Source organism: Chitinophaga hostae (assembly GCF_018224885.1).
Taxonomy (GTDB): Bacteria; Bacteroidota; Bacteroidia; order Chitinophagales; family Chitinophagaceae; genus Chitinophaga; species Chitinophaga hostae.
The window spans coordinates 338,661-360,066 of the sequence record NZ_JAGTXB010000005.1; the positions used below are offsets into that span (position 1 = coordinate 338,661).

Genomic DNA, 21,406 nt, shown 5'->3' on the forward strand with positions numbered 1-21,406 from the left:
GCTGTTGTAGAATGCTTAATAACCAGCCTGTTAGGTACGGTTTAAGTATTCCGGGGGAAGAATAGGAAATAGATCGGAAATCCCAAGGGGATCACCACAAGAATATCAAAGGAAATTAAAGCCGCTTGAATCATAGGATTTGAGCGGCTTTTCTGTTTTTGGGGATGAAGAGATAAATCATACCAAACCAAGTTCAAAGGCTACAAAAAAGGATACACAAAGCAGTTTTAGTTTTAGTGTATCCCTTTTTCTGGTAGAGGCCTATCAGTGAAGGGATATCATGATCCGAAACAATGGAAAACGCCCTAATCCTCCATTAATTCCCTTTCCATTTCTTCAATTGTGGGTAGTTGCGTTTTAAGATCATCAGGAATTATTTCTGATAACTCAAAAGAACTGATGCCTATAGGTTTGTTTAAATCGCGAAGCGCATATTCCACTTCTATCTTATCTTTCAATCTGCATAATATTATTCCAATAGACGGACTGTCGTTTACATGTTTTAATTTACTATCTACCGCAGAAAGATAAAAGTTTAACTTGCCTGCATATTCAGGCATAAATTTTCCTGCCTTTAGTTCAAAGACTACGAAACAGCGAAGGTGCAGATGATAAAATAACAAATCCAGGAAGTAATCTGAATCACTGATTTCTAATTTATATTGACGGCCAACAAACGCGAAACCTTTTCCCAATTCCAGCATGAAGTGAGTTATCCTTTGGGTTAGAGCAAGTTCAATCTCCCGCTCCTGCGCATTTTCCTCCAGTCCAAGAAAGTCAAAATGATATGGGTCTTTAATAGTCTCGGCTGCGAGATCGGACTGTGGTTTAGGTAGAGTCGATTCAAAATTGTGGTCTGCCTTACCTTGCCTTAAATGGTAATTATGTTTAATGCTAATTTCTAATTGATTTCTGGACCAACCATTTTTATGTGTGGCTTTTGCATATAAGACTATAGTTTCCAGATCTTTAATTTTTGAAATTAATAACCGTTGATACGACCAGGGTAATTGTGCCACAGGCTGTGGCACAAATTCAAATTGTCGAGAGAAAAAAACATACCATTGCCTGATTGTATACAAGTTTCTCCGGGAGAAGCCATTGATTTGGGGAAAACTTTTTCTGAGGTCGGTGGAAAGCTGTTCTAAAAAATTATCTCCCCATTTGTTTTCAGACTGTTTAGAGATAATTTCCCTTCCCAATTCCCAATATAGTTCTATTAAAACAATATTGAAATTGGAAACTGCCTTTAATTGGGCTTGTTTCACTTTGTTTTTTATTTCCACCAGCCATTCCCGATAAGCTTTATCATGCATATTACAGGTTTTACATCTTGTGTGCAATCATCTTTGCAAGCGAAAGTTAACAGGTAATTGGGCTGACGGTGCATTAAATAAGTAAATAAAAAAGCATTAACTAGTAAGTAACATTTTTTTATATTAAAATGATAAATACTGTGTAAGATTGATAAAAGGTGATGTTTCCATGCCACATTTCAATCCTCTATAAAATAAGTTAATCCAGAAGGATACAAAATCGGATACGCTAGCTTGTAAATCTTAGAAAGGTGGCGGTAATTAAGCCCTTGATATAGTCCCAGCGGGATCACAGGAGAAACTTGAAACCTGCGCGCTGCGTGGTTTTTTTGTTTTTGGTTTATTTGATAGTCTATCAAAGTGCGGATTCGCTTTTCGTGTTTACTTAGTTTTATTCGGGTTAACTCGTCTTTATAAAATTACAAACAAATGCTTAAAACTTATCTCATTCCTAACTTTTCGAGTTGATCCGTAACTGATTGAGCAAAAAGATGGATAGGGTTTGAGTTCTATCGGCGGGTAATACTTTCATAGCACCTCTGAAAGTGCTTTATAGTTGTTGCGGTTATGAATATTGTAAAGTGAGCAATCCATTGTTGTTTGATGGATTGTAGAAAATATAGAGTACACCACCCATAAAAATATTCTTGTGGCTAGGAATGATTTTTCCAAAATACAATCCCGAAATTTGCAGCACAAAATCATAACCTGCATAATTATAACTATCCTGAAGCCAGTTGGGTCGGCCGCCAATTTTATCTTCTACATCTTCAGAGAATTCATCTTCATCTGTTTCAAAACTTAGATTTAATTCTAACTTTTTGATTTCAGAAATAGGATATTCGAATTCTTGCCTCGGTTTTGCCGGAAAATGAGCAATAAGATATCCGGTTTCTCTGGCTCTGGCCATATCTATTGCGTATTCTATATCATCTTTTTTGTATGGACAAAATATGGATAGAACTTGGCCCTCAGGAATAATAATATTGCATTGCGATTTTAACAATTCTGAGGATAGTGAAGCAAGGAACAACATTTTCTTTCCGTGGCGATCTGTAGGCCAGTTTATTGATTCAGGTAAGAAAGAACTACCTCCAATTTTGTTGTATTCCTGATCGTTGGTGTCTTTTTCATATACAGTATACCTGGCCATTTGGTTTGCTTTTGGCGTAAATGTAATAAACAGCAGGAATATAATGACAAATTAAGTACGTAAGAAAAAGCTAAGCAGGTAATAAAGAAAGCAGCAGGCATCTTTGTTACTGACTATTCTAATTACGGCCTCAAGGCATTTGATGCCTATGTGACAGCTTTTTTGCCAATGCCTCCGAAGAAGCACGGGCGATTAACCGCCAGCTCCCGGACTTTATGCGAAGTGATAGACTTCCATAACCGCCGGTTTGCGGAAAAGGTAAAAGCGCCCACAGAATCGGCTTTCAATGGCAAATCGGATAATAAAAAAGTCCTGAGCCGGTCAGCTCAGGACTTTTAATTTTTTCATCGGCAAAGTAAGCTTTCACTTTCAACCGGCCGATCTTTCACGAATTTAATGGGCAATAGCTTAGTCCTACTTTTGATGCTTCCAGAACCGGCCTTTTCCTTCGGCTATCCATTCCAAAGCTTCAGTTATCCTTTTCTGCCGGGTTTCTTCTGTCTTTGCATCGCTGATCCAAATGATATATTCCTTGCGGAAGGAGTTGGACTTGCTTTCAAAAACTTCATTTGCTTTTGGGTTAGCTGCTAAAGCGGCCACGAAGTAATCCGGGGTTTGCAGTATTTTCGGCTTATCACTTGCTGGTTTCCCGCGCTGAATTTTGACGCCTTTCTCATTTAACTGCACTGCTTCATCCAACATGGCTATAAATTCTGCATCCGGCGGCAATTGTTCCTGTTTGCTGATTTTGCCCAGAAATTTCTGTATGGGCTTCAAATCTTTGTTAGCCTTCAGGCGGGCATCGGTCATCAGACTGTCCTTCATGAAGGAAAAAGAGCAATGATTTTTATAGGATGCAAACACAAAGATATTTTCATTCTTGTATTCAAAATGGGGTAGGGCCCATTTTATAACTTCAGTCACATTGGGGCAGCGCTCATGAATAAGCTTGCGCCAGTGCGTCAGGATAGGCTTTGCAAAGTCTGATGCATTCGCGATGTAGTTGTCTATTTCAGGATTATGGCTCATGTGCTGATATTAAATTTGTGGAAACTGGCTCAGGTCTACATAGGCCATTTCCCATTTATGACCGTCAAGATCAGCAAAGCTGTGCTGAAACATAAATCCGTGATCTTTTGCCGGGGCATAGATAGTGCCACCTAAAGATTCAGCTTTGCTGATAAATTCCTTCACTTCGTCTGCCGATGCGGCATCGAGAGCGATAAGCACTTCAGTAGATTTGTGTGCGTCACACACATTCGTATCTATAAAGGTTTTAAAATAGGTTTCAGTAAGCAGCATCACGAATATGCTGTCATTGACTACCATACAGCCAGCCTTATCGTCGCTAAACTGCGGGTTGAACGAAAACCCAAGACCCTGGAAGAACTGCTTAGATCTTTCCAGGTCTTTTACTGGAAGATTTATAAAGACTTTAGTTGCCATTTAACGTGTAGATTGATTTTGCAACAAAGAAACATCGTTATCACCATCGAATTTGGTCAATAACTTGGAAAAACAGGTTAATTTAATGCTTATGCTGTTTCCTGAATGTTGAAGGCGACTGTCCAATCTGCTTTTTAAAGAATTTGCCGAAATTGGCCGGATCGGAGAAGTTTAGCTGGTACGCGATCTCTGTGATTTCAAAATCAGTATATTGAATAAGTGACGCTGCTTCTGCAGCGAGGCGTCCTGCAATAAAGCTAAGGGCATTCTTACCTGAATGCTGTTTAACAGACCGGGACAAATGATTGGCAGTAACGGACAACAGATCTGCATATTCCTGCACCGTGCGTTTATCAATGTAGTGATTATCTACCAGCATCATAAATCTACGGAGCAGCATTTGTTGCTTGTTGATTGGGTTATCTGCTGTTTTAGGGGCAAAATCCTGGAGGTGGTAAAGTAAACCAAGCAATTTAACCCTTGCTTCCAATGGCCGTGTTTTGGCTGATTGCTCGTATGCTGTAAATACTGTTTCGAAGTGTGGTTGTAGCTGGTCAAAAGTCGCATGATCAAATTTGAAAAGATTGGTGTGCAGGCGATCAAACAAGGGGAACTGCTGATGAAAATCAGGCTTAAAAAACGAAAAGCATTCCGGCTTAAAGTAAATAACATAACCCTCAAGGGCGTTATTATGAGCGAAACTGTACGTCAGGTCCGGCGAGTGAAATACAAGGTAGGAATCAGGATCCTGAATAGTTTTATTCCCGTAGCTGACCTGGATCTTTCCGGAATTGATAAAGAGTGCAAAAAAGTAAAACGACCTTTTAAAGGGCGGTCTGTAAATCTGGACGTCCTGATTCAGCCGCTTTAATCGTAAACAATAGAAATCCGGATCATCTGTTCGGCCCGGCCACGGGATCGAAGCGAGAAAATCATTGATCTCTGTATAATAAGGAAGGTTGGTTTTAATTTTCTCCATGCATTAGCTCAAAAACGATTCTAAAATTAAAGAATTAAAGCACTTTTCAGCGCTTTCCGGTTGTAATCTCCTCTTTTATAGCGAATCAATGACAAAAGTCTTATAAGTTAAAGGGCAAGTAGCTTCCACGCTTCGCCGGAACCCGCAAGATGTTCCGTTGTATCACAACCGGAATTTTGGTGGCTTCCTTTCCTAAGCCATGCTACCTGCCTATCGTTACAATCATTCACAAAAAATGTCAGAAAACACAAAAAAAATGGCATTTATGTTTCTTGCCGGTAACTCCACTACCTATTTTTGTACTAAAGGTCTACCCTATAGAAGCAATTTCTTATAAATCGAAAGCCATTAGTTTATAACATGAAGATAAAAATCCTTTGCACACGATGGGGCCACGAAAACATTCCCATAGAAGCTTTTCTGGAAAAAGTAAAATCCGCAGGATATGACGGCATCGATTCCTGGCTACCCGAAAATAAAAATGACAGGAAGATGTTTATCAAACGTAGCAAAGAACTGGGATTGCTGACGGTTGTACAACAGCATCAGGCGGAAGGTGCAGATATACAAAGCTTTTGCAAGAGCTTTGAGTATCATCTGAATGCGGCGATGGAATGTGAACCGGTATTAATTAATTCGCATTCAGGAAGAGATTTCTTTACGATCAATGAACAACTGGCTGTTATTGATGCGGCGGAAAACTTTTCAGCCAGGAATAATATTGTTATCGCGCATGAAACACACCGGGGAAGAATTGGATTCAGCCCGGGCAATGCAAAGGAACTGTTTATGCTAAGACCATCCATGAAAGTAACCGCCGATTTCTCACACTGGGTTTGTGTTACAGAAAGCTATCTTGAAGGATTCAAAGAAACGGTTAACGAAGCAATCAGGCGCACCGTACATATACACGCCCGTGTGGGTTTTCCTGAAGGACCCCAAATACCCGATCCGCGACTGCCGGAATGGGCAGAGCCGCTGAATTATTTTATCGGCCTGTGGTTCGGGATCATCCGGGAAAAAGAAGCCGAAGGCATATCCCAGCTTACTATTACAACGGAGTTTGGCCCGCCGCCTTATATGTGGACTACTTCGCCAGGTAATACCCCGGTGGCTTCGCAATGGGAAGTGAATTTATTTATGATGCATCTGCTGACAGATATAATTGCTCCACAACAATAACCCTCATATATTCAGCTCCACATTATTTTACCTGCTAACGCATTTTTGCTAACTTTATCTCTTAACACGTTATGCTGTGTTGATGGGCGGAAATATTTCCCACCTTTAGTAACGCCGGTTGCAACCAATATTTAAGAGAAAAGATAATTCAATGGGCAATAACTTTTTTAAATATCTGAATACAGGTTTAATCGAGGAGAAATGGGGAATTTATGTAACTACGGTGGGGTATTCAAAAGTAACACCGAATGAACGTTATCCTAAAGAAGAGCATCCCCAAAGCCATCAGCTTACATGGAACAGGGGAAGGATGCTGACGGACTATTACATGATATTTATTTCAAAAGGAAAGGGAACATTCTGTTCAGCATTGACCGAGCCGGTGGAAATTGAGGAGGGAACCTGCTTTTTTCTTTTCCCGGGAGTATGGCATCGTTACAGGCCGGATATCCGATCGGGATGGGAAGAATATTGGGTTGGCTTTCACGGATACTATGTTGATCAACTGATGAAACAGGGCTTTTTTGATCCCAATCAGCCATGTATCAAAACAGGGTTGGAGAGAGATATGCTGGTATTATTTAAAAAGATGATTGATGTTGTAAAGGCCTCCCTTGTAGGTTACTCACAACAGATTGCTGGTTTAACACTTCAGATGCTTGGTTTGGTCAATACCATATCGCTCAGCAAACAATACGATCATAGCCCGCTGGAAAAGGCAATAACGAAAGCAAAGTTCCTGCTACAGGAATCACTGGAGCACCCCGTAGATATCCCTGAACTTGCCCGGCAATTGCCTATGGGATATTCTGCATTCAGGAGGTACTTTAAGGCAGTAACGGGGCTGTCGCCTAATCAATACCATTTAAATCTACGCATTGAAAGGGCAAAAGAACTGCTTGAATCAACATTGCTTAACATAGGGGAAATCGCTGATCAAACAGGGTTCGACAACATTTATTATTTCTCCGGGATCTTTAAGAAGAAAGTCGGCCTTTCTCCTAATACTTATCGTAAAACATTTGCCGTTGAATGAAATCCGGTTGCCGGTAAGTATGTTTCATCGCCTCACTTGCCTTTTATCTTATCGCGGTATTCACCGGGCGATAATCCCGTTTTTGATTTAAAGAACGTTACAAAATAACTGACAGACTCAAAGTTCAGGTGAAAAGCAATTTCCTTTACCGGCAATACCGTACTGGCCAGCAATTCTTTTGATTTCTGCAATTTTATTTCAAGTTGATATTGTGCGGGTGAAAACCCTGTATACTGTTTAAATACTCTTCTAAACCAGGAATAGCCAATATTTAGCGTTTTAGCGATGGATTCGGGAGTAACATCATCACCGGTTTTTTCGCGCATCATCATTCTTGCTTTATCAATCTGGTCGATGATGGCTTTATCCCGGAAGGAGTTGTTTTTCTCAGCGTAGAAGATAAAGCCCAGCAGCAGGCTGGTAATGCCGGAAAGTACTTGCTGGTAGGCCGTTTTCTGGTAATTGGCCGTTTCAATACCCTGGTTGAACAAAGCTACAATCTGTTCATTAAATCCTACATTATAGACCGGGCTTTTCCGGGAAAAGAAAAGATTACCGGTTAACTGTTTCATATAACTGCCATTAAAACCTACCCAGTATTCATTCCATCCTTTGCCTTTAAGTGGCCGGTAGGTATGCCATTCGCCGGGAAACAACAATAGGATAGTGCCGGCAACGACTTTAGTTAACTTGCAGCTTGCCGATTCAAATGAACCTTCTCCTGCTGTAATGTACAGCAGGATATATTCCTGCAACACCCTTCCGGTATTGGGACTGAACCAATATGCCGACGGATGGCTTTTAGGAGGGTAGTCGCTGTTGGGGGATATAACCTGGAAACCAATAGTAGTGGTATATAATCCCCACAGTTCGTCTGTTTCATTTACTGTCAGGTAGTTGACGTTTTGATTCCTTTTATTTTTCATTGGGTGTGTCAAAAAGTTAAATGATTCCACCAGAATTTATCAATGCACCTTTTAGATTCAGGTTACTTTGCATTACCAACTTAATTGAAAAAAAAAGATAGACGATTACTGAAACACTAAAGTTCCGACTGACTTTAAATTGTTTTATGGCAAAGAATTTTTGATTGAAAGTTTTCATATAAAAGTAGCGTTTTTTGTGATGATATCAACGTTTCATTCCGGCTGCAGATCGGCAACCGGAGGTTAAATTCTCGTTTGAAAAATTAATTTTTATGAATGCATCAACCACCTGTCGGCCTGCCGCCGCACAGCAATAATCGTTATTTCTAAATTGTAGATGATTCCACCACCAGCGATGTTTAAAACCAAAATCTCATGTTATGTTAAACAAGCAATTTGATTCTCTATTGCCTATCAAAGCATCATTTTTATTGCTCTTCTTTTTGGGCATCTCACAAATTTCCTTTGCTCAGCAAAAAATAACGGTAAGCGGTCATGTTGTGTCAGACAGCAGTCAACCGATTTCCAATGTTTCTATAAGAATAAAAAGCGGGACTGCCGGTGGAACCACTGATGAAAACGGCTCCTTTAAGATTAGCGTTGCTAAGGGTGCAGTCCTGCTTTTTTCTTCTATAGGATATGAAGAGAAACGGGTAACAGCGATGAAAGATGGAGAGGTACTAACGGTGACGCTTACCCCAAGCAATGCCAGGTTAAATGACATTGTGGTAGTTGGATACGGAACTCGTAAAAAAGAAACCCTCACAGGCTCCATTGCTTCTGTTAAAGGAAGGGACCTGGTAAAATCACCGGCGGGTAATTTCTCCAATTCGTTAGCAGGCCGGCTGCCGGGTTTGGTGGCTATTACCAGAACAGGAGAACCTGGAAATGACGGATCCACATTAAGGATACGTGGGGCCAATACATTGGGCGATAATTCCCCGCTTGTTGTTGTTGACGGTATTGCCGGCAGAAGCCTGGAACGGCTGGACCCCGCCACCATTGAATCTGTTACGATCTTGAAAGATGCATCTGCAGCGATATACGGATCACAGGCGGCCAATGGGGTTATCCTTGTTACCACCAAACGCGGCACATCGGGTAAGCCCACCATTCAATTTTCCCTGAACCAGGGATGGAACACACCTACTGTTCTTCCCAAAATGGCGGATGCGCCACTTTATGCACAGCTGCAGAACGAAATTTCCGCTGCTTATCATCCCGGCGACCCATTGCCTTATTCGGCAGAAGATATCCAGAAGTATAAAGATGGCTCTGATCCCTGGGGGCATCCCAATACGGATTGGTTTAAAGAAACCATAAAGAAAAATTCTCCGCAACGTTACGGCAACTTAACGCTGTCCGGCGGGGCCGAATCAATAAAATATTTCATTTCACTCGGATCGAATTTTATCGACGGGATTTTCAGGGATGGTGCTACCAACTATTCGCAGACTAATTTTCAAAGCAATATCGACGCAAAAGTTACTAACAGTATCCGCTTAAGTTTTGATGTGGTGGGGCGGCAGGAAAACAGGAACTATTCGGGCGGAGGCGCCAACGGCGGAAGTGCTGATCAGGCGCAGAATGTTTTCTGGGCATTAAACAGGTCGTTCCCAACATGGCCTGCAAGATGGCCTAATGGGTTACCCGGACCGGATATTGAATATGGCGCTAACCCGGTGGTACTGGTTACTGATGCCACGGGTTATACCAAATCAAGAAGTTATATTTTTCAGAGCAATCTGCGACTAGTGATTATTATTCCATGGGTAAAAGGATTGTCGTTAACAGGTAATGCGGCAATGGACAGAACCATTGTCAGTACCAAACAGTTCAGGAAGCCATGGTTCCTTTATACCTGGGATAAAACAAGTTTAGATTCCAATGGAACCCCGCTGCTGGTAGCATCCAAAAAAGGAAATACTGATCCGCGGCTGCAACAGTGGATGGATAACAATGCTAACGTAACCCTCAATGCGCTGTTAAATTATGACAGGGTTTTTGATAAACATGATATCAAGGTCCTTTTCGCTGCAGAACGCATTGCCGGTGATAACATGAATTTCTGGGCGTTCAGAAGAAACTATACCAGTGATATTCTTGACGAACTGGATCTGGGAAGTAATGAATTAAAAGATAATGGAGGATCGTCTGGTGTGGCCCGCAGGCTGGACTATTTCGGAAGATTAAGTTATGCCTACGATGCAAAGTACCTCGCCGAATTTGTATGGAGGTACGACGGCTCCTATATCTTTGATCCGGCGGGTAAACAATTTGGATTTTTCCCCGGCATCTCCCTGGGTTACAGGATTTCCAATGAGAGATTCTGGAAAGATAATATCTCTTTTATCAATGAAATGAAAATAAGAGGCTCCTGGGGAAAAACCGGTAACGACCGCATAGGGCCATATCAATACCTAACTACCTATGGCTATAACGGCGGTTATGTATTCAACGAAAATGTTCCCCAACAAGCATTGAAAGCATTACGTATTCCAAACGCAGGGGTCACCTGGGAGATAGCCAATCAATCCAATATTGGTGCTGATGTGGAACTGCTCAACAATAAACTGGCCATTAGCGCGGACTATTTCTACAACCTGCGCACAAACATTCTGGCCTACAGAAATGCTTCCGTACCAGGTTCTGCGGGGCTTAGCCTGCCGCAGGAAAATATCGGGGAAGTGGTTAACAAAGGCTTTGAATTGCAGGCTTCATATCGTGGCAGTGCAGGCGATTTCAGGTACCAGGTATCTGCCAACGGGGCCTGGGCAAGGAATCATATCAAATTCTGGGATGAAACACCAGGTGTTCCGGACTACCAGAGATCTACGGGTAACCAGATGAATGCAAGATTGTATTACCAGGCAATAGGCGTGTTCGCAGACCAGGCAGCGGTTGATAAATACCCTCATTGGACCGGCGCCCGCCCTGGTGATATTATATTTAAAGATGTAAATAATGATGGACAGATTGATGGTCAGGACCAGGTCAGAAGCAGGAAAACCACCATACCAACATTTACAGGTGGCCTCAGTATCGATTTACAGTATAAGAACTTTTACGCCAATGTATTATTCCAGGGAGCGGCCGGTGCGGAAAGATCCTACCGGACTTTCTCCGGCGGGCCAGGTGTTGGGAACTTTATGTATAACCTTGTAAAAGACCGCTGGACGCCGGAACACCCAAGTGCTGTTAATCCAAGAGTATGGGAACGTGGCGGCGCATACTGGATGACAGATGGAGAACCTAATAATACTTACTTCGTTAGAAACAGTGATTATTTAAGATTGAAAAACTTTGAAGTTGGTTATAACCTGTCATCCGGTATTGCACAGAAAATCGGTATACAATCACTGAGGATTTATGTCAGCGCCCTGAACTTTTTAACGTTTACGAAGATGAAAGATTTCGATCCTGAATCTCCGGACGACGCTCCTGGCTCCATTTGGGTGAACAGTGAGGTGTATCCTTTGAACAAAACCACCAACATTGGATTAACGGCAACATTCTAAAATCAACGTGTATGAATTACAGCAACTCAAACTTAATATATATCGCCATCGGGTCTATGTCACTGCTGCTAACATCATGTGGCAAAAGTTTCCTTGATACAAAACCTTCCACGCAATTTGCAGAAGCAGATATCTGGTCTGATCCCAACCTGATACAACTGAATATGAATAGTATTTACAACCAGAACGCCTGGTCGTTCTTCCTGACATCGCTGGCTGTAGACGAGGCCCGGTGCTATGATGGCGGTAATGATTATAATATGAGCAATATGCTGATGTCGCCTGATAACGCGGGCTGGGGCGACTGGAATGGCAGGTACAGCGCGATCCGCGACTGCAATATATTCCTGGAAAATATAGACAAATTGCCGGATAATCCGGCGCTGATTGATGGCGTTACATTGAAAGACAGGTTGAAAGGCGAAGCCACTTTTTTTAGGGCCTGGTATTACCAGTTGCTCATCAGTTATTTTGGCGGAGTACCCCTGATTACGAAATCCTATAAATTAACAGACGACTTCTCCGCTGCCCGGAACAGTTATGCGGAGTGCGTACAGTTTATTTCCGGTGAATGTGATAAGGCGGCTGCATTATTGCCCCTGGTGAATACCGCAGTCAACAAAGGAAGAGTAACAAAAGGAGCCGCTTTGGCACTTAAATCAAGGGTATTGCTGTATGCTGCCAGCGATCTTCACAATACAACATTCCCCGGGTTTTCCAACCCGGAGCTGCTCGGGTATGTGGATGGCGACAGGAAGCAACGCTGGCAGGCGGCGAAGTCCGCTGCCAAAGCTGTAATGGACCTGGGCATATATGGTCTGTATCAGCCTGACCCTGCATCCGCAGAGGAGGCCGTACAGAATTATGAGGACCTGTTTATCTCAAAAAATAGTATAGAAGACATCTTCATTCGTTACTACAACGCTTCTGTAAACCAGGGAGCCGATTACTGGCAGGTTTTCCCCACCGGATATGGTGGTATTGAAACAAACGGCGCCCCCGGCGAATTGGTAGACGCTTATGAAATGAGTGATGGCACTAAATTCTCCAGAACTAATCCTGCACAGAACCTGGAGCCCTATAAAAACAGGGATCCGCGTTTTTACGCTTCCGTTTTATACGAAGGGGCGAAATTCAGGTCAAGACCATCGAACCTACTGGCAGCCGACCCCGTGGGAGTTTTGCAGGTAGGTACCTGGGAAAAGTGGGATGCGGCTACTAATAAAATCGTTTATACTTACGGGTTAGATAGCAGGAATAGCGTGGTTTATGGAGGCGGTTATAATAATACCGGCACTTGTATGCTCAAATTTGTAAACCGCAAAACCGACATGTATGTAAATCACCAGGATGACCTTACCTGGCGCTTCATCCGGTACAGCGAAATCATTCTCAATTATGCAGAGGCCTGTATTGGATTGGGCCAGGATGGGGAAGCACGCACCTACATTAATATGATCAGGAAAAAAGCAGCTATGCCTGATGTAGTGGACGCAGGAGCCGCCTTATTGGCAAGATACCGGAATGAAAGACGCATTGAACTGGTGTACGAAAATCACCGCTTTTTTGATGTGCGCCGCTGGATGATCGGGCCGGAAGCCTATCACCCGATGCATGGGGTTAATGTTGTGTACAAACTGAATCCCGATCATACAACCGCCACCATCCCCACTGTTACCCCGGTAGAGATCACAAGTGGAAAGTGGGATAATAAGGCCTACTTTTTACCAATCGCCAGAAGTGAAATGAATAAGAACCATAAGTTAGTGCAGAACCCCGGCTATAAATAATATAGCCTGTAGCAGTAATCGATTTTTATTGAAATAATATTCATACCAGTTATTAACTCAAAATAGTAATGAAATATACATATCTGAACATCCTTTTTACCGGTTGCTTGCTGACAATTACTTTGAGCATATCCGGGCAATCTGAATGGCAAAAAAAATATAGCGATCCCAAAACGGTTCAACAAATGTTTGTTAACCCTCCCATGTTCTATGCTCCCCATACTTTCTGGTTCTGGGATGATACCATCAGGGATGCGCATTTCACGGCTACTATGGCAGAGGAAATGATGAAGCAGGGACTGAACCCCGGATATGCACATCCCCGGGGTTCAATGGATCGCTTAAACCCGGCATTTTCTTCTTTACCATATAAGCAATACCTGGAAAAACCCTGGTTCAGCAGTTTCGGAAATGCTATGCAGGCAGCAAAGAACAAAGGATTTACCCTGGGGTATTGTGATGAATATGACTGGCCAAGCGGGCAGGCAGCAGGACGGGTATTAGCGCAGCATCCTGAGCTGGAGGCAAAATACCTGGATTGGAAACGGTATAAGGTAATGGGGAAATCGACCGTTTCTTATGATTCAACAGATTTTGCCGTGGCAGGTAAAATGGCCGGCAATGTCATTGATGCCTCATCACTACGGATCATTGGAGAAGGAAATCATTTCAAATGGACGGCGCCACCGGGAGAATGGGTGGTGTATACTTACACAAAAAGATTCCATCCCGGTATTGATGGGGGGAAAGTTAATTACCTCGACCCCAGATTAATGGAAGTTTTCATTCCGCTTGTTCACGCGCAGTACGCCAAACATTTTGCAAATGATATGGGCAAAACAATTCCTGGTGTTTTTGTTGACAATGAAGGCGACTATGGCTGGCGGATGGCGTGGTCAGAATATCTTGCCCAACGGTATAAGGAAATGAAAAACCAGGATATCCGTTTATGGCTTCCCCTTTTAACGGAAAAGGACAACAACGGTTTGTTTGCAAAAGCCCGTTGCGATTGGTTTGATGTTGTTTCAGACGTATATAACAAATGCTACTTTGAGCCTTTGGTGAACTGGCTCAAACAATACAATATGTATTACATCTCCAATTTGTGGGAAGAATCATTGTTGTTGCAAACTGCCGCCATGGGTGATTTTATGCGCGTTACAAGAACAGTAACTATGCCCGGAACGGATTGCCTTTTAATGAGATCGCAGGATGTGCACGATTTTAAGGAAGTGCAAACAGTAGCTGAACTGGAAGATCGTCCTTTTATGAGTGAAATTATGGGCGTTGCGGGATGGGAGCAAACCCCCGCTATGATGAAAATGACCATTAATTCTATTACTTCATTTGGTATTAACCACGTGGTGCCACATGGCATTAACGTGAACCGGAAAATTGAACAGGACCCGTATCCGCCGGATTGGTTTACCGAGAATCCATATTGGCCTTATTTGCATAACTGGACGGACTTTTCCAGGCGGGCTGCTTTTGTAAATAGGCAAAGTAAGCTGGTAGCGGATGTTCTCCTGGTAAACCCGCTTGAAAGTATCTGGGCAAATGCGGAAGGCTTTTTTACGCATGAGGAAAGTTTTAGCCTGCTGGAAGGCAAAGAGATCTGGGATACGCTTTCACTGGAGATTAACCAGGTGTATTCCGATGCTATGAGAGAATTGAATAAAAATAACATCGACTTTTTAATCGCTGATAAATATTACCTGGATAAGGGGAAAACGGAAACCATTAACAGCGGTGTAAAGATCACTATTAATGACCACAACTTCTCGGCGATCGTTCTTCCACCTGCTTGTGTTATTTCTCATGCGGTATCAGGTAAGATACTTGAATTTGCTAAAAAGGGAGGCGTTGTGCTGCTCCTGGGTACAACACCCGACGGATCGCCGGAGAAAGGCATGAAAGATGCATTGATCATTAGCCAGATGAACACATTAAAGCGGTTGCCCAATGTTATTGACCTGTCGGGAGACAAGGACAGGCTTGGTAAAATGGTTACTGCTTTGAATGAAAAAATCCGGCCACAGATCCGGTTGGAAAACTCGGGCCGGCTTTACACAGCTCACAGAACTATTTCCAATAACCACTTTTACTGGCTTGCCAATAATTCCGATACCCTGAGAAATTTTTCAGCCTGGTTCAGGGATGGTGATGGCACGGCTCAGATATGGAATTGCGAAACCGGGGAACGTAAACCCGTTGCATACGTGAAGGAGAAGGGATATAACAAAGTCAGCATGAGTTTACAACCTTACGAAGGCTATTGGCTCGTATTTGAGCCCGGAACAAGCGATATGGATCCGTTGGTGCAGCATGAATCTGATTTAAAAGAAATTCAGCTCGATGATAAATGGACCATCAGCTATCCGGGGAAAGACACTGTTTATAAAACCACGGCTACTTCATTCACTTTAGCCGACAACGGGTTAAGCGAAGATCTTATGCTGTTGGCATATAATGATTCAAAATGGAAGTATACCAGTTTTATGACAGCGCAAAAACGGAACGGGGATGGGCAGAAAGATGAGATAAAAGATAATGATACCACCGGTTACCGCTACTGGAGGGTTAATATACCGGTTGGTGCAAAAAGGGTGGTGATCCCTGATAATATGATTGGCACAACGGTTTGGATGGATGGCGTAAAAACAGACGTAGCTGCGGCGTCAATTGATTTGCCTGCTGATGCACGGTTGCTGTCGTTTGCAAGGTCCGTTAAAAGTGAGCAGACACTGACTGCTCCGTTGAAATTTATTGTTGGCAGTAAAACAAACTGCACACTGCAATCCTGGTATGCCTATGGACTTCAGCAGTATTCAGGATATATTGATTATGAAGTACCCGTTGTGCTAGAAGATGTAAGTAACAGGACTTCCATAGATCTTGGTGATGTAAAATATATGGCGGAAGTGTTTGTAAATAATAAACCCGTTGGCAATAGGCTATGGGCTCCTTTTGTATTTGATATATCCGGATACCTGCAGAAGGGAGAAAATAAAATAAGAATACGGGTCGGGAACCTGATGGTTAATGAAATGTGGATGAAAGCGGATCTGGGCAAGCTCCGCACCTGGGGCTGGGTAGGTGTGCCCGATTTTAGTAAGTATGACGCTGGTTTGTTAGGGCCGGTTAAGTTAATACAGGCAAAATAATAATACTATGGGCTTACAGGTATTTTCCTGGTACGCCTGATATTTTTCAAAAAAAGTTGCAGATATATGAACACCTTACTCACGCAAAAGCAGATTCAATCTTATCGGGAAGATGGATTTTTATTAATTGAGAACTTTCTTAACGAGGAAGAACTTTCCCATTGGCGGCAGGTTATTACGGAGGCTGTTGAACAGAGAGATGGCAGGAAAATGCCCGGCAGTGATAAAAAAATGGGCGAAGATGACGGGATCAATAAGGAAAGTGAATATTTTGGAAAGGTGTTTGACCAGATGATTAATATCTGGCAAACAAATGATGCGGCAAGGCAGATTATGCTTGATGAGAGATTGGGCAAAATGGCCGCAGAATTAGCAGGGTGGAACAGTACCCGGATCTGGCATGACCAGGTGCTCATAAAGCGTCCCTGGGCCAACCCTACCTCATGGCACCTCGATACGCCTTTCTGGTCGTTCTCCGACAAGCGGGCGCTATCAATATGGGTAGCATTAGACGACGCTACAAATGAAAACGGTTGTCTGTATTTTATTCCCGGATCTTATCATGAAACCAGTTTTGAAAACCAGGGCATCGGGAAAAATATGGATGCAATATTCCAGGTTTACCCACAGCTCGTAACGAAGAGGTCTGTTGCTGCACCCATGAAGGCAGGTAGTTGTTCTTTTCATAATGGTTTAACAATACACGGCGCGGGGGCCAATATGACTAATGGCTTCCGCAGGGCGATGACCTGCGCTTATATGCCTGATGGTGCGAGGTTTAACGGCATAAAGAATATATTAAGTGATGCGCAGGTAGCCAGGTTGGAAGTCGGGGACCTGCTGGATGATGATGCACAGAACCCGCTGATTTATACAGCCGGGATCCAATAAACCCATCGGGTAATCCTGATTCAAAATATATTCCATAAAGGGTGTAAAACGTACAAAACCGGGGTTCTTTCAGAGTCCCGGTTTTATACGCTTATATTCGATTGAAAGGAGGAGCTTAATGAGATGTTTCCCTGATTGAAAAGTTAACAGGTGTACTACAATGTTTATTCAGAGAGATGCTGCCGTTGTTATTTGCCTGAAGCCGGGTAATATTTTTGTTTGTTATTACTTCATATTTTATGCCTGGTTGCAATCCATTAATGGTGAATTGATAGACGCTGCGTGATGAAATAGTCCATGTAAATACATCATTCTTCCAGGAAGTAATTTTCATGTCAATGCGATTGCCCGGATCTGCACGAACCAGGAGTTGCGCAGTATCTTTATTACCGGGGTAGAACTTAAGCGTGTTCCCGCTTTTATCTGCACCAAAAGATTCGTTACTTTTTACAGAAAAGCCATTGGTGCTCATTACATAATCATTAACGCTCAATTCAAGGTGATAAACGGTACCCCTGTGAGTATAAGAAAACTTTGTTCCGTTCAGTGTTTCAAGCATATTGGGTTCCAGTCCCATCCTGTTCCATTTTGGGCGAAGGCCGTAAATATCCTTGTATAGCGCTGTAATGCTGGTGCAGATGCCTGCCAGGATATCATCCCCCATTCCAAGCTGGGTTGGTCTGCTATAGCGCTGGGAGGAAAGCCCGTCTTTTTTATACTGATCAAGAAGATGATTAATGAATTTGAGTGCAATGTGCTTATCATATTTCACGTAGGCGTCGATGCCAAGATATCCCCATGTAGGGAATATATCCCCGTTTTCATATTTGGGGAAAGGCCAGTTGCCATCGCTTACCTCTTCTCTTTTAAACGAATCGAAGCAAAGCGGCCAGTGAAACAGGTGTTCTGCCGTTGTTCTTTGTTCTATTTGATCAAGAATGAGTTTTATACGTTCCTTGTCGTCACATAATCCGAAGGCAATGGCGGCAAAATTTACAGGAGTAACCAGGTTATCGCCATGAATGGTGTTGTCTTTATCCCGCCAATATACATACTGCTGTTTAGTCGGCGACCAGAAGCCGCCTTCATCAACCGGCTTATTAAATGCGTTTTTAAGACGGGTGGCTATCGCTGAATAATGGCCGGCCATTTTTTGATTGCCTAAAACCGTTTCACATTGGGCCCATAGTGTTAATGCTTCGTATAACTGCGCATTTACAAAAGCGTTTTCAAAGCTTGCCCAAACAATGTCTAACCAGTCGCTTGCCCTTTTTTCCGCTACGCCGTTATTCACCATTTCATAGATCCCGTTGTTGTTGGAATCCCGTTTTATCAGCCAGTTCAGTGCCTTTTCACAGCTTGCCTGATGTGCACGCAGCCATTGCAAGTCCCCATTCAGCTCAAATAGTTCGCTTGTATTGATTACATAGCCCGTTTGTGAATCAATGGTATATCCCCACATGGCTTCATAGTAGCCTGTTTGCGGGTTATATGTGCCGGGAATTTCATCGCCCGGTTCATTATGCCAACGTGATAAAACACGCCCATCGTTTAGCATCGCCTGATCCCTCTCCTGGTCCAGTGTTGCCGCCAGGTTTTTCATATATTGGGGATCATTTAATGCCAGCCCGATCTGGGCAAAAAATGGCTCATGCAGGCATTTCCAGTTGGTGAGCCAGCCATTTGCTCCTACTATATTATTGTCTACCACGCCATACCGCCCGGTTGTATTTAAAAGCTCGCGTACGGCTGTTGCATCAATACCGGGAAGCGTTCCTCTTGCATATTCCTTATTGTAATCAATGTATTGTAGTTCCAGGCTTAGCTTTACGCGTCCCTTTTTTACCTGGAAGGGAGCAAATACATCGTACTTTTCTGATACGAACCGGCTCAGGTGATGGCGTTGCTGCAATTTGGATGCAGTTAGTAATTGTGTAAAAGTGAACTCGCCATTTTCACTATGAGAATATTTTGAAGCCATTTCATTTGCGCTTCCCGGTTGGGCCGATATCCTTAACGCATCTCCCGAATCAGCATTCCAGAATGTTACTCCACCGGTATGAACACCATAAGTATCGTTAATTTGCTTTAGGTATTTGCACCAAACCATCCCGCCGTTATCAATAATTCCCCCTTTCCAAACCGATAGATCTGTAAAATTCCATTTTGGAAAGGCCATGTCTTCCAGGTCGGTTGTTGTGCTGTAGTTGCGGGCAATATCCCAGGTTATTTTATCTCCTTTGATAGTAAAGTCCCATGTTTCTTCAATTTGAAGCGCCCCGGTTCCATAGGTGATAGCACTTAGCGATATGCCTTTCGGAGTATTTATTATTTTAATATCGCCTGTTTGATCTGCAGATGAGATGGTTTCGCTTCCTGTAGTGATACCGGTGTATACGCCCGAAGATGATATTGTATTTTTATTTTTCAGGTTTACCTGTTTAATAATGCAGCCTTTTGAATAGTCAATCCTGATGGAAAGCTTTTGATCAGGAGTGGTAATGGTAATTACTTTGGCAGCCCGGTTGTGTAGGATACCATTTTGCGAAAAACATAGATCGGGGATCAAAATGAAACTGATAATAATTGCTAATATTCGCGTCATAAACGGGATGGAATTGAACACCGTTAGCCCACTGGCATAACAGTGCTGGTAAAGATTGTTTATAAAATTAAGAATATCTTTCGGTTGCCCTGCCTGCACCAGCTAATTTACGCCCGAATATTAAGAGCGTTTTTATATGAAAGCGTTTTTTATTTGCATTTTTTGCCAGTTGCCGGCTGCCAGGATTTTACAACACTACGGTAGCCCTGAATGGAAGTCTCCACCACAACCTTATCCCAACTTTCTTTGGTATCATGAACTAAAGGATAGAATTTTATCAAAGTAAAATGGAAGGAATACCCTGGAATATAATTAAATGCTGAGCGAATATCGGCTCAAAACCTTCGAATATAAAATGGAAGCATACATTGTATCACTACTTATCTATTTTTGAGGTGAAAATCTTAGTGTGCAAAGTAGCGCTATTTATTAGCGCCGTTAAAACCAAAATTATGTTGAAGTTTAACAAAATGAGTAAAAAGCCGCTTGATATCCTGTATGCAATACTTTGGATAGGCATTTTTGGAGCATTTGCAGTTTATGTATTTTCGGGTAAGGTCTTCGAGCCATATAACGGTAAGATTCACATTGTTGCCATTTTAATAGGATGGGTGGCACAATATATTGGTTTGTTTCTTACGGCGTTGCTCTTGTTTGCAATAGGAGTATACAAGGCATTTATGATTTTATTTAGTAACAAATACGAGGAGTAAAATCAATATAGCAGGTCAATATCCGGGCTTGAAAAGAATAATAGGTTCAAAATAGGGCAAAATATTGACTTGATAATGTTTGGCGACGGTTAGGTTCGCATTCGCGGATCTGTTTTATTTTTGTTGTATATGCAAAAATCGAACTGAAATATGAGAATTGCGATAGTCGGTGCCCACAAGGTCGGTAAAACCACATTGGCGGAGGAGCTCCTGGAGTGCCTTCCTGGGTATACACTCGAAATGGAGCCATATTATCAATTGGAAGCCTCAGGGTATGAATTTTCAGAAATCCCTACTGCCCAGGATTTTGTTGAACAGTTTGATTGTTCGGTCAGATTGGTTTCCCAAAGCGAAAACAATGTAATATTCGACAGATGTGTTATTGATATTTTAGCTTATCTGCATGTTATTGACCCGGGCAGGAATATTCAATGGCTATTTGAAACAGCGCAGACAATAATTGCCGGAATTGACCTGCTGGTGTTTGTTCCTATAGAAGAACCAGATCTGATATCCGGCCATCAGGCAGATCAGCCAAGACTTAGAGGCCTGGTTAATGATTTGTTATACGAGTGGATCGGGGATTTGAATATAGAGGCGATTGAAGTAAACGGTATTTTATCGAATCGCAGAAACCAGGTACTCGATAAAATTTCACGATCGCATCAAGGCATGAACAATTAGCAG

The 21,406-nt window shown here is 42.6% G+C and carries 16 protein-coding genes; 9 read left to right on the forward strand and 7 right to left on the reverse strand.

The genetic code is table 11. The annotated features are described in order from the left end of the window. Positions 1 to 305: 305 nt before the first annotated feature. The 5 genes from KE626_RS13125 to KE626_RS13145 all read right to left on the reverse strand — a co-directional run bounded on the left by KE626_RS13125 (position 306) and on the right by KE626_RS13145 (position 4,405). The gene (locus tag KE626_RS13125; protein WP_211973356.1) at positions 306 to 1,316 is read right to left on the reverse strand and encodes a PDDEXK nuclease domain-containing protein; all 1,011 of its coding nucleotides are present in this window, start codon (positions 1,314 to 1,316) and stop codon (positions 306 to 308) included. A 565-nt stretch (positions 1,317 to 1,881) separates the two neighbouring features. Beyond that, entirely contained in the window at positions 1,882 to 2,469 is a 588-nt protein-coding gene (locus KE626_RS13130; protein ID WP_211973357.1) for a DUF1963 domain-containing protein, read from the reverse strand. A gap of 414 nt (positions 2,470 to 2,883) precedes the next feature. After that, a complete protein-coding gene (locus KE626_RS13135; RefSeq protein WP_211973358.1) occupies positions 2,884 to 3,498 on the reverse strand; it encodes a YdeI/OmpD-associated family protein in 615 nt (204 codons plus the stop codon). Between the two features lie 9 nt (positions 3,499 to 3,507). Further along, entirely contained in the window at positions 3,508 to 3,915 is a 408-nt protein-coding gene (locus tag KE626_RS13140; RefSeq protein ID WP_211973359.1) for a VOC family protein, read from the reverse strand. Between the two features lie 82 nt (positions 3,916 to 3,997). Further along, positions 3,998 to 4,405: a helix-turn-helix domain-containing protein gene (locus tag KE626_RS13145; RefSeq protein WP_211973360.1), complete on the reverse strand. Its 408-nt coding sequence runs from the start codon at positions 4,403 to 4,405 to the stop codon at positions 3,998 to 4,000. Positions 4,406 to 4,480: 75 nt separating this feature from the next. Between KE626_RS13145 and KE626_RS13150 the strand changes: the two genes are divergently transcribed. From KE626_RS13150 to KE626_RS13160, 3 genes are all read left to right on the forward strand, one after another. Then, positions 4,481 to 4,786, forward strand: a complete 306-nt coding sequence (locus KE626_RS13150; protein WP_211973361.1) for a hypothetical protein — start codon at positions 4,481 to 4,483, stop codon at positions 4,784 to 4,786. Positions 4,787 to 5,254: 468 nt separating this feature from the next. Further along, positions 5,255 to 6,076, forward strand: a complete 822-nt coding sequence (locus tag KE626_RS13155; RefSeq protein WP_211973362.1) for a sugar phosphate isomerase/epimerase family protein — start codon at positions 5,255 to 5,257, stop codon at positions 6,074 to 6,076. Positions 6,077 to 6,227: 151 nt separating this feature from the next. Further along, the gene (locus tag KE626_RS13160; RefSeq protein ID WP_211973363.1) at positions 6,228 to 7,112 is read left to right on the forward strand and encodes an AraC family transcriptional regulator; all 885 of its coding nucleotides are present in this window, start codon (positions 6,228 to 6,230) and stop codon (positions 7,110 to 7,112) included. Between the two features lie 32 nt (positions 7,113 to 7,144). Here the strand turns inward: KE626_RS13160 and KE626_RS13165 are convergent, their stop codons facing one another. Continuing rightward, positions 7,145 to 8,038: an AraC family transcriptional regulator gene (locus KE626_RS13165; RefSeq protein WP_211973364.1), complete on the reverse strand. Its 894-nt coding sequence runs from the start codon at positions 8,036 to 8,038 to the stop codon at positions 7,145 to 7,147. 380 nt (positions 8,039 to 8,418) lie between these two features. Between KE626_RS13165 and KE626_RS13170 the strand changes: the two genes are divergently transcribed. The 4 genes from KE626_RS13170 to KE626_RS13185 all read left to right on the forward strand — a co-directional run bounded on the left by KE626_RS13170 (position 8,419) and on the right by KE626_RS13185 (position 17,401). Next, positions 8,419 to 11,556 carry a SusC/RagA family TonB-linked outer membrane protein gene (locus tag KE626_RS13170; protein ID WP_211973365.1) on the forward strand — a complete coding sequence of 1,046 codons (3,138 nt, stop codon included), beginning with the start codon at positions 8,419 to 8,421 and terminating at the stop codon, positions 11,554 to 11,556. A gap of 11 nt (positions 11,557 to 11,567) precedes the next feature. Continuing rightward, positions 11,568 to 13,346: a RagB/SusD family nutrient uptake outer membrane protein gene (locus KE626_RS13175; protein ID WP_211973366.1), complete on the forward strand. Its 1,779-nt coding sequence runs from the start codon at positions 11,568 to 11,570 to the stop codon at positions 13,344 to 13,346. 185 nt (positions 13,347 to 13,531) lie between these two features. Further along, on the forward strand, positions 13,532 to 16,510 hold the full coding sequence (locus KE626_RS13180; RefSeq protein ID WP_211973367.1) for a glycosyl hydrolase: 2,979 nt from the start codon (positions 13,532 to 13,534) through the stop codon (positions 16,508 to 16,510). Between the two features lie 66 nt (positions 16,511 to 16,576). Further along, positions 16,577 to 17,401, forward strand: a complete 825-nt coding sequence (locus tag KE626_RS13185; protein ID WP_211973368.1) for a phytanoyl-CoA dioxygenase family protein — start codon at positions 16,577 to 16,579, stop codon at positions 17,399 to 17,401. Between the two features lie 115 nt (positions 17,402 to 17,516). Here KE626_RS13185 and KE626_RS13190 read toward each other — a convergent pair whose 3' ends face one another. Beyond that, entirely contained in the window at positions 17,517 to 20,006 is a 2,490-nt protein-coding gene (locus KE626_RS13190; RefSeq protein ID WP_211973369.1) for an alpha-L-rhamnosidase-related protein, read from the reverse strand. 452 nt (positions 20,007 to 20,458) lie between these two features. Between KE626_RS13190 and KE626_RS13195 the strand changes: the two genes are divergently transcribed. Next, positions 20,459 to 20,719 carry a hypothetical protein gene (locus tag KE626_RS13195; RefSeq protein ID WP_211973370.1) on the forward strand — a complete coding sequence of 87 codons (261 nt, stop codon included), beginning with the start codon at positions 20,459 to 20,461 and terminating at the stop codon, positions 20,717 to 20,719. Positions 20,720 to 20,869: 150 nt separating this feature from the next. After that, on the forward strand, positions 20,870 to 21,403 hold the full coding sequence (locus KE626_RS13200; RefSeq protein ID WP_211973371.1) for an AAA family ATPase: 534 nt from the start codon (positions 20,870 to 20,872) through the stop codon (positions 21,401 to 21,403). The last annotated feature ends 3 nt before the right edge of the window (positions 21,404 to 21,406 follow it).

Excerpts from the sequence above, each read along its gene's own strand:
- KE626_RS13180 (WP_211973367.1), top strand. The coding sequence starts at position 13,532 with ATGTTTGTTAACCCTCCCATGTTCTATGCTCCCCATACTTTCTGGTTC.
- KE626_RS13195 (WP_211973370.1), top strand. The coding sequence starts at position 20,459 with ATGTTGAAGTTTAACAAAATGAGTAAAAAGCCGCTTGATATCCTGTAT.
- KE626_RS13165 (WP_211973364.1), bottom strand. The coding sequence starts at position 8,038 with ATGAAAAATAAAAGGAATCAAAACGTCAACTACCTGACAGTAAATGAA.
- KE626_RS13170 (WP_211973365.1), top strand. The coding sequence starts at position 8,419 with ATGTTAAACAAGCAATTTGATTCTCTATTGCCTATCAAAGCATCATTT.
- KE626_RS13160 (WP_211973363.1), top strand. The coding sequence starts at position 6,228 with ATGGGCAATAACTTTTTTAAATATCTGAATACAGGTTTAATCGAGGAG.
- KE626_RS13150 (WP_211973361.1), top strand. The coding sequence starts at position 4,481 with ATGATCAAATTTGAAAAGATTGGTGTGCAGGCGATCAAACAAGGGGAA.
- KE626_RS13185 (WP_211973368.1), top strand. The coding sequence starts at position 16,577 with ATGAACACCTTACTCACGCAAAAGCAGATTCAATCTTATCGGGAAGAT.
- KE626_RS13175 (WP_211973366.1), top strand. The coding sequence starts at position 11,568 with ATGAATTACAGCAACTCAAACTTAATATATATCGCCATCGGGTCTATG.
- KE626_RS13200 (WP_211973371.1), top strand. The coding sequence starts at position 20,870 with ATGAGAATTGCGATAGTCGGTGCCCACAAGGTCGGTAAAACCACATTG.
- KE626_RS13125 (WP_211973356.1), bottom strand. The coding sequence starts at position 1,316 with ATGCATGATAAAGCTTATCGGGAATGGCTGGTGGAAATAAAAAACAAA.
- KE626_RS13190 (WP_211973369.1), bottom strand. The coding sequence starts at position 20,006 with ATGACGCGAATATTAGCAATTATTATCAGTTTCATTTTGATCCCCGAT.
- KE626_RS13135 (WP_211973358.1), bottom strand. The coding sequence starts at position 3,498 with ATGAGCCATAATCCTGAAATAGACAACTACATCGCGAATGCATCAGAC.
- KE626_RS13140 (WP_211973359.1), bottom strand. The coding sequence starts at position 3,915 with ATGGCAACTAAAGTCTTTATAAATCTTCCAGTAAAAGACCTGGAAAGA.
- KE626_RS13130 (WP_211973357.1), bottom strand. The coding sequence starts at position 2,469 with ATGGCCAGGTATACTGTATATGAAAAAGACACCAACGATCAGGAATAC.
- KE626_RS13155 (WP_211973362.1), top strand. The coding sequence starts at position 5,255 with ATGAAGATAAAAATCCTTTGCACACGATGGGGCCACGAAAACATTCCC.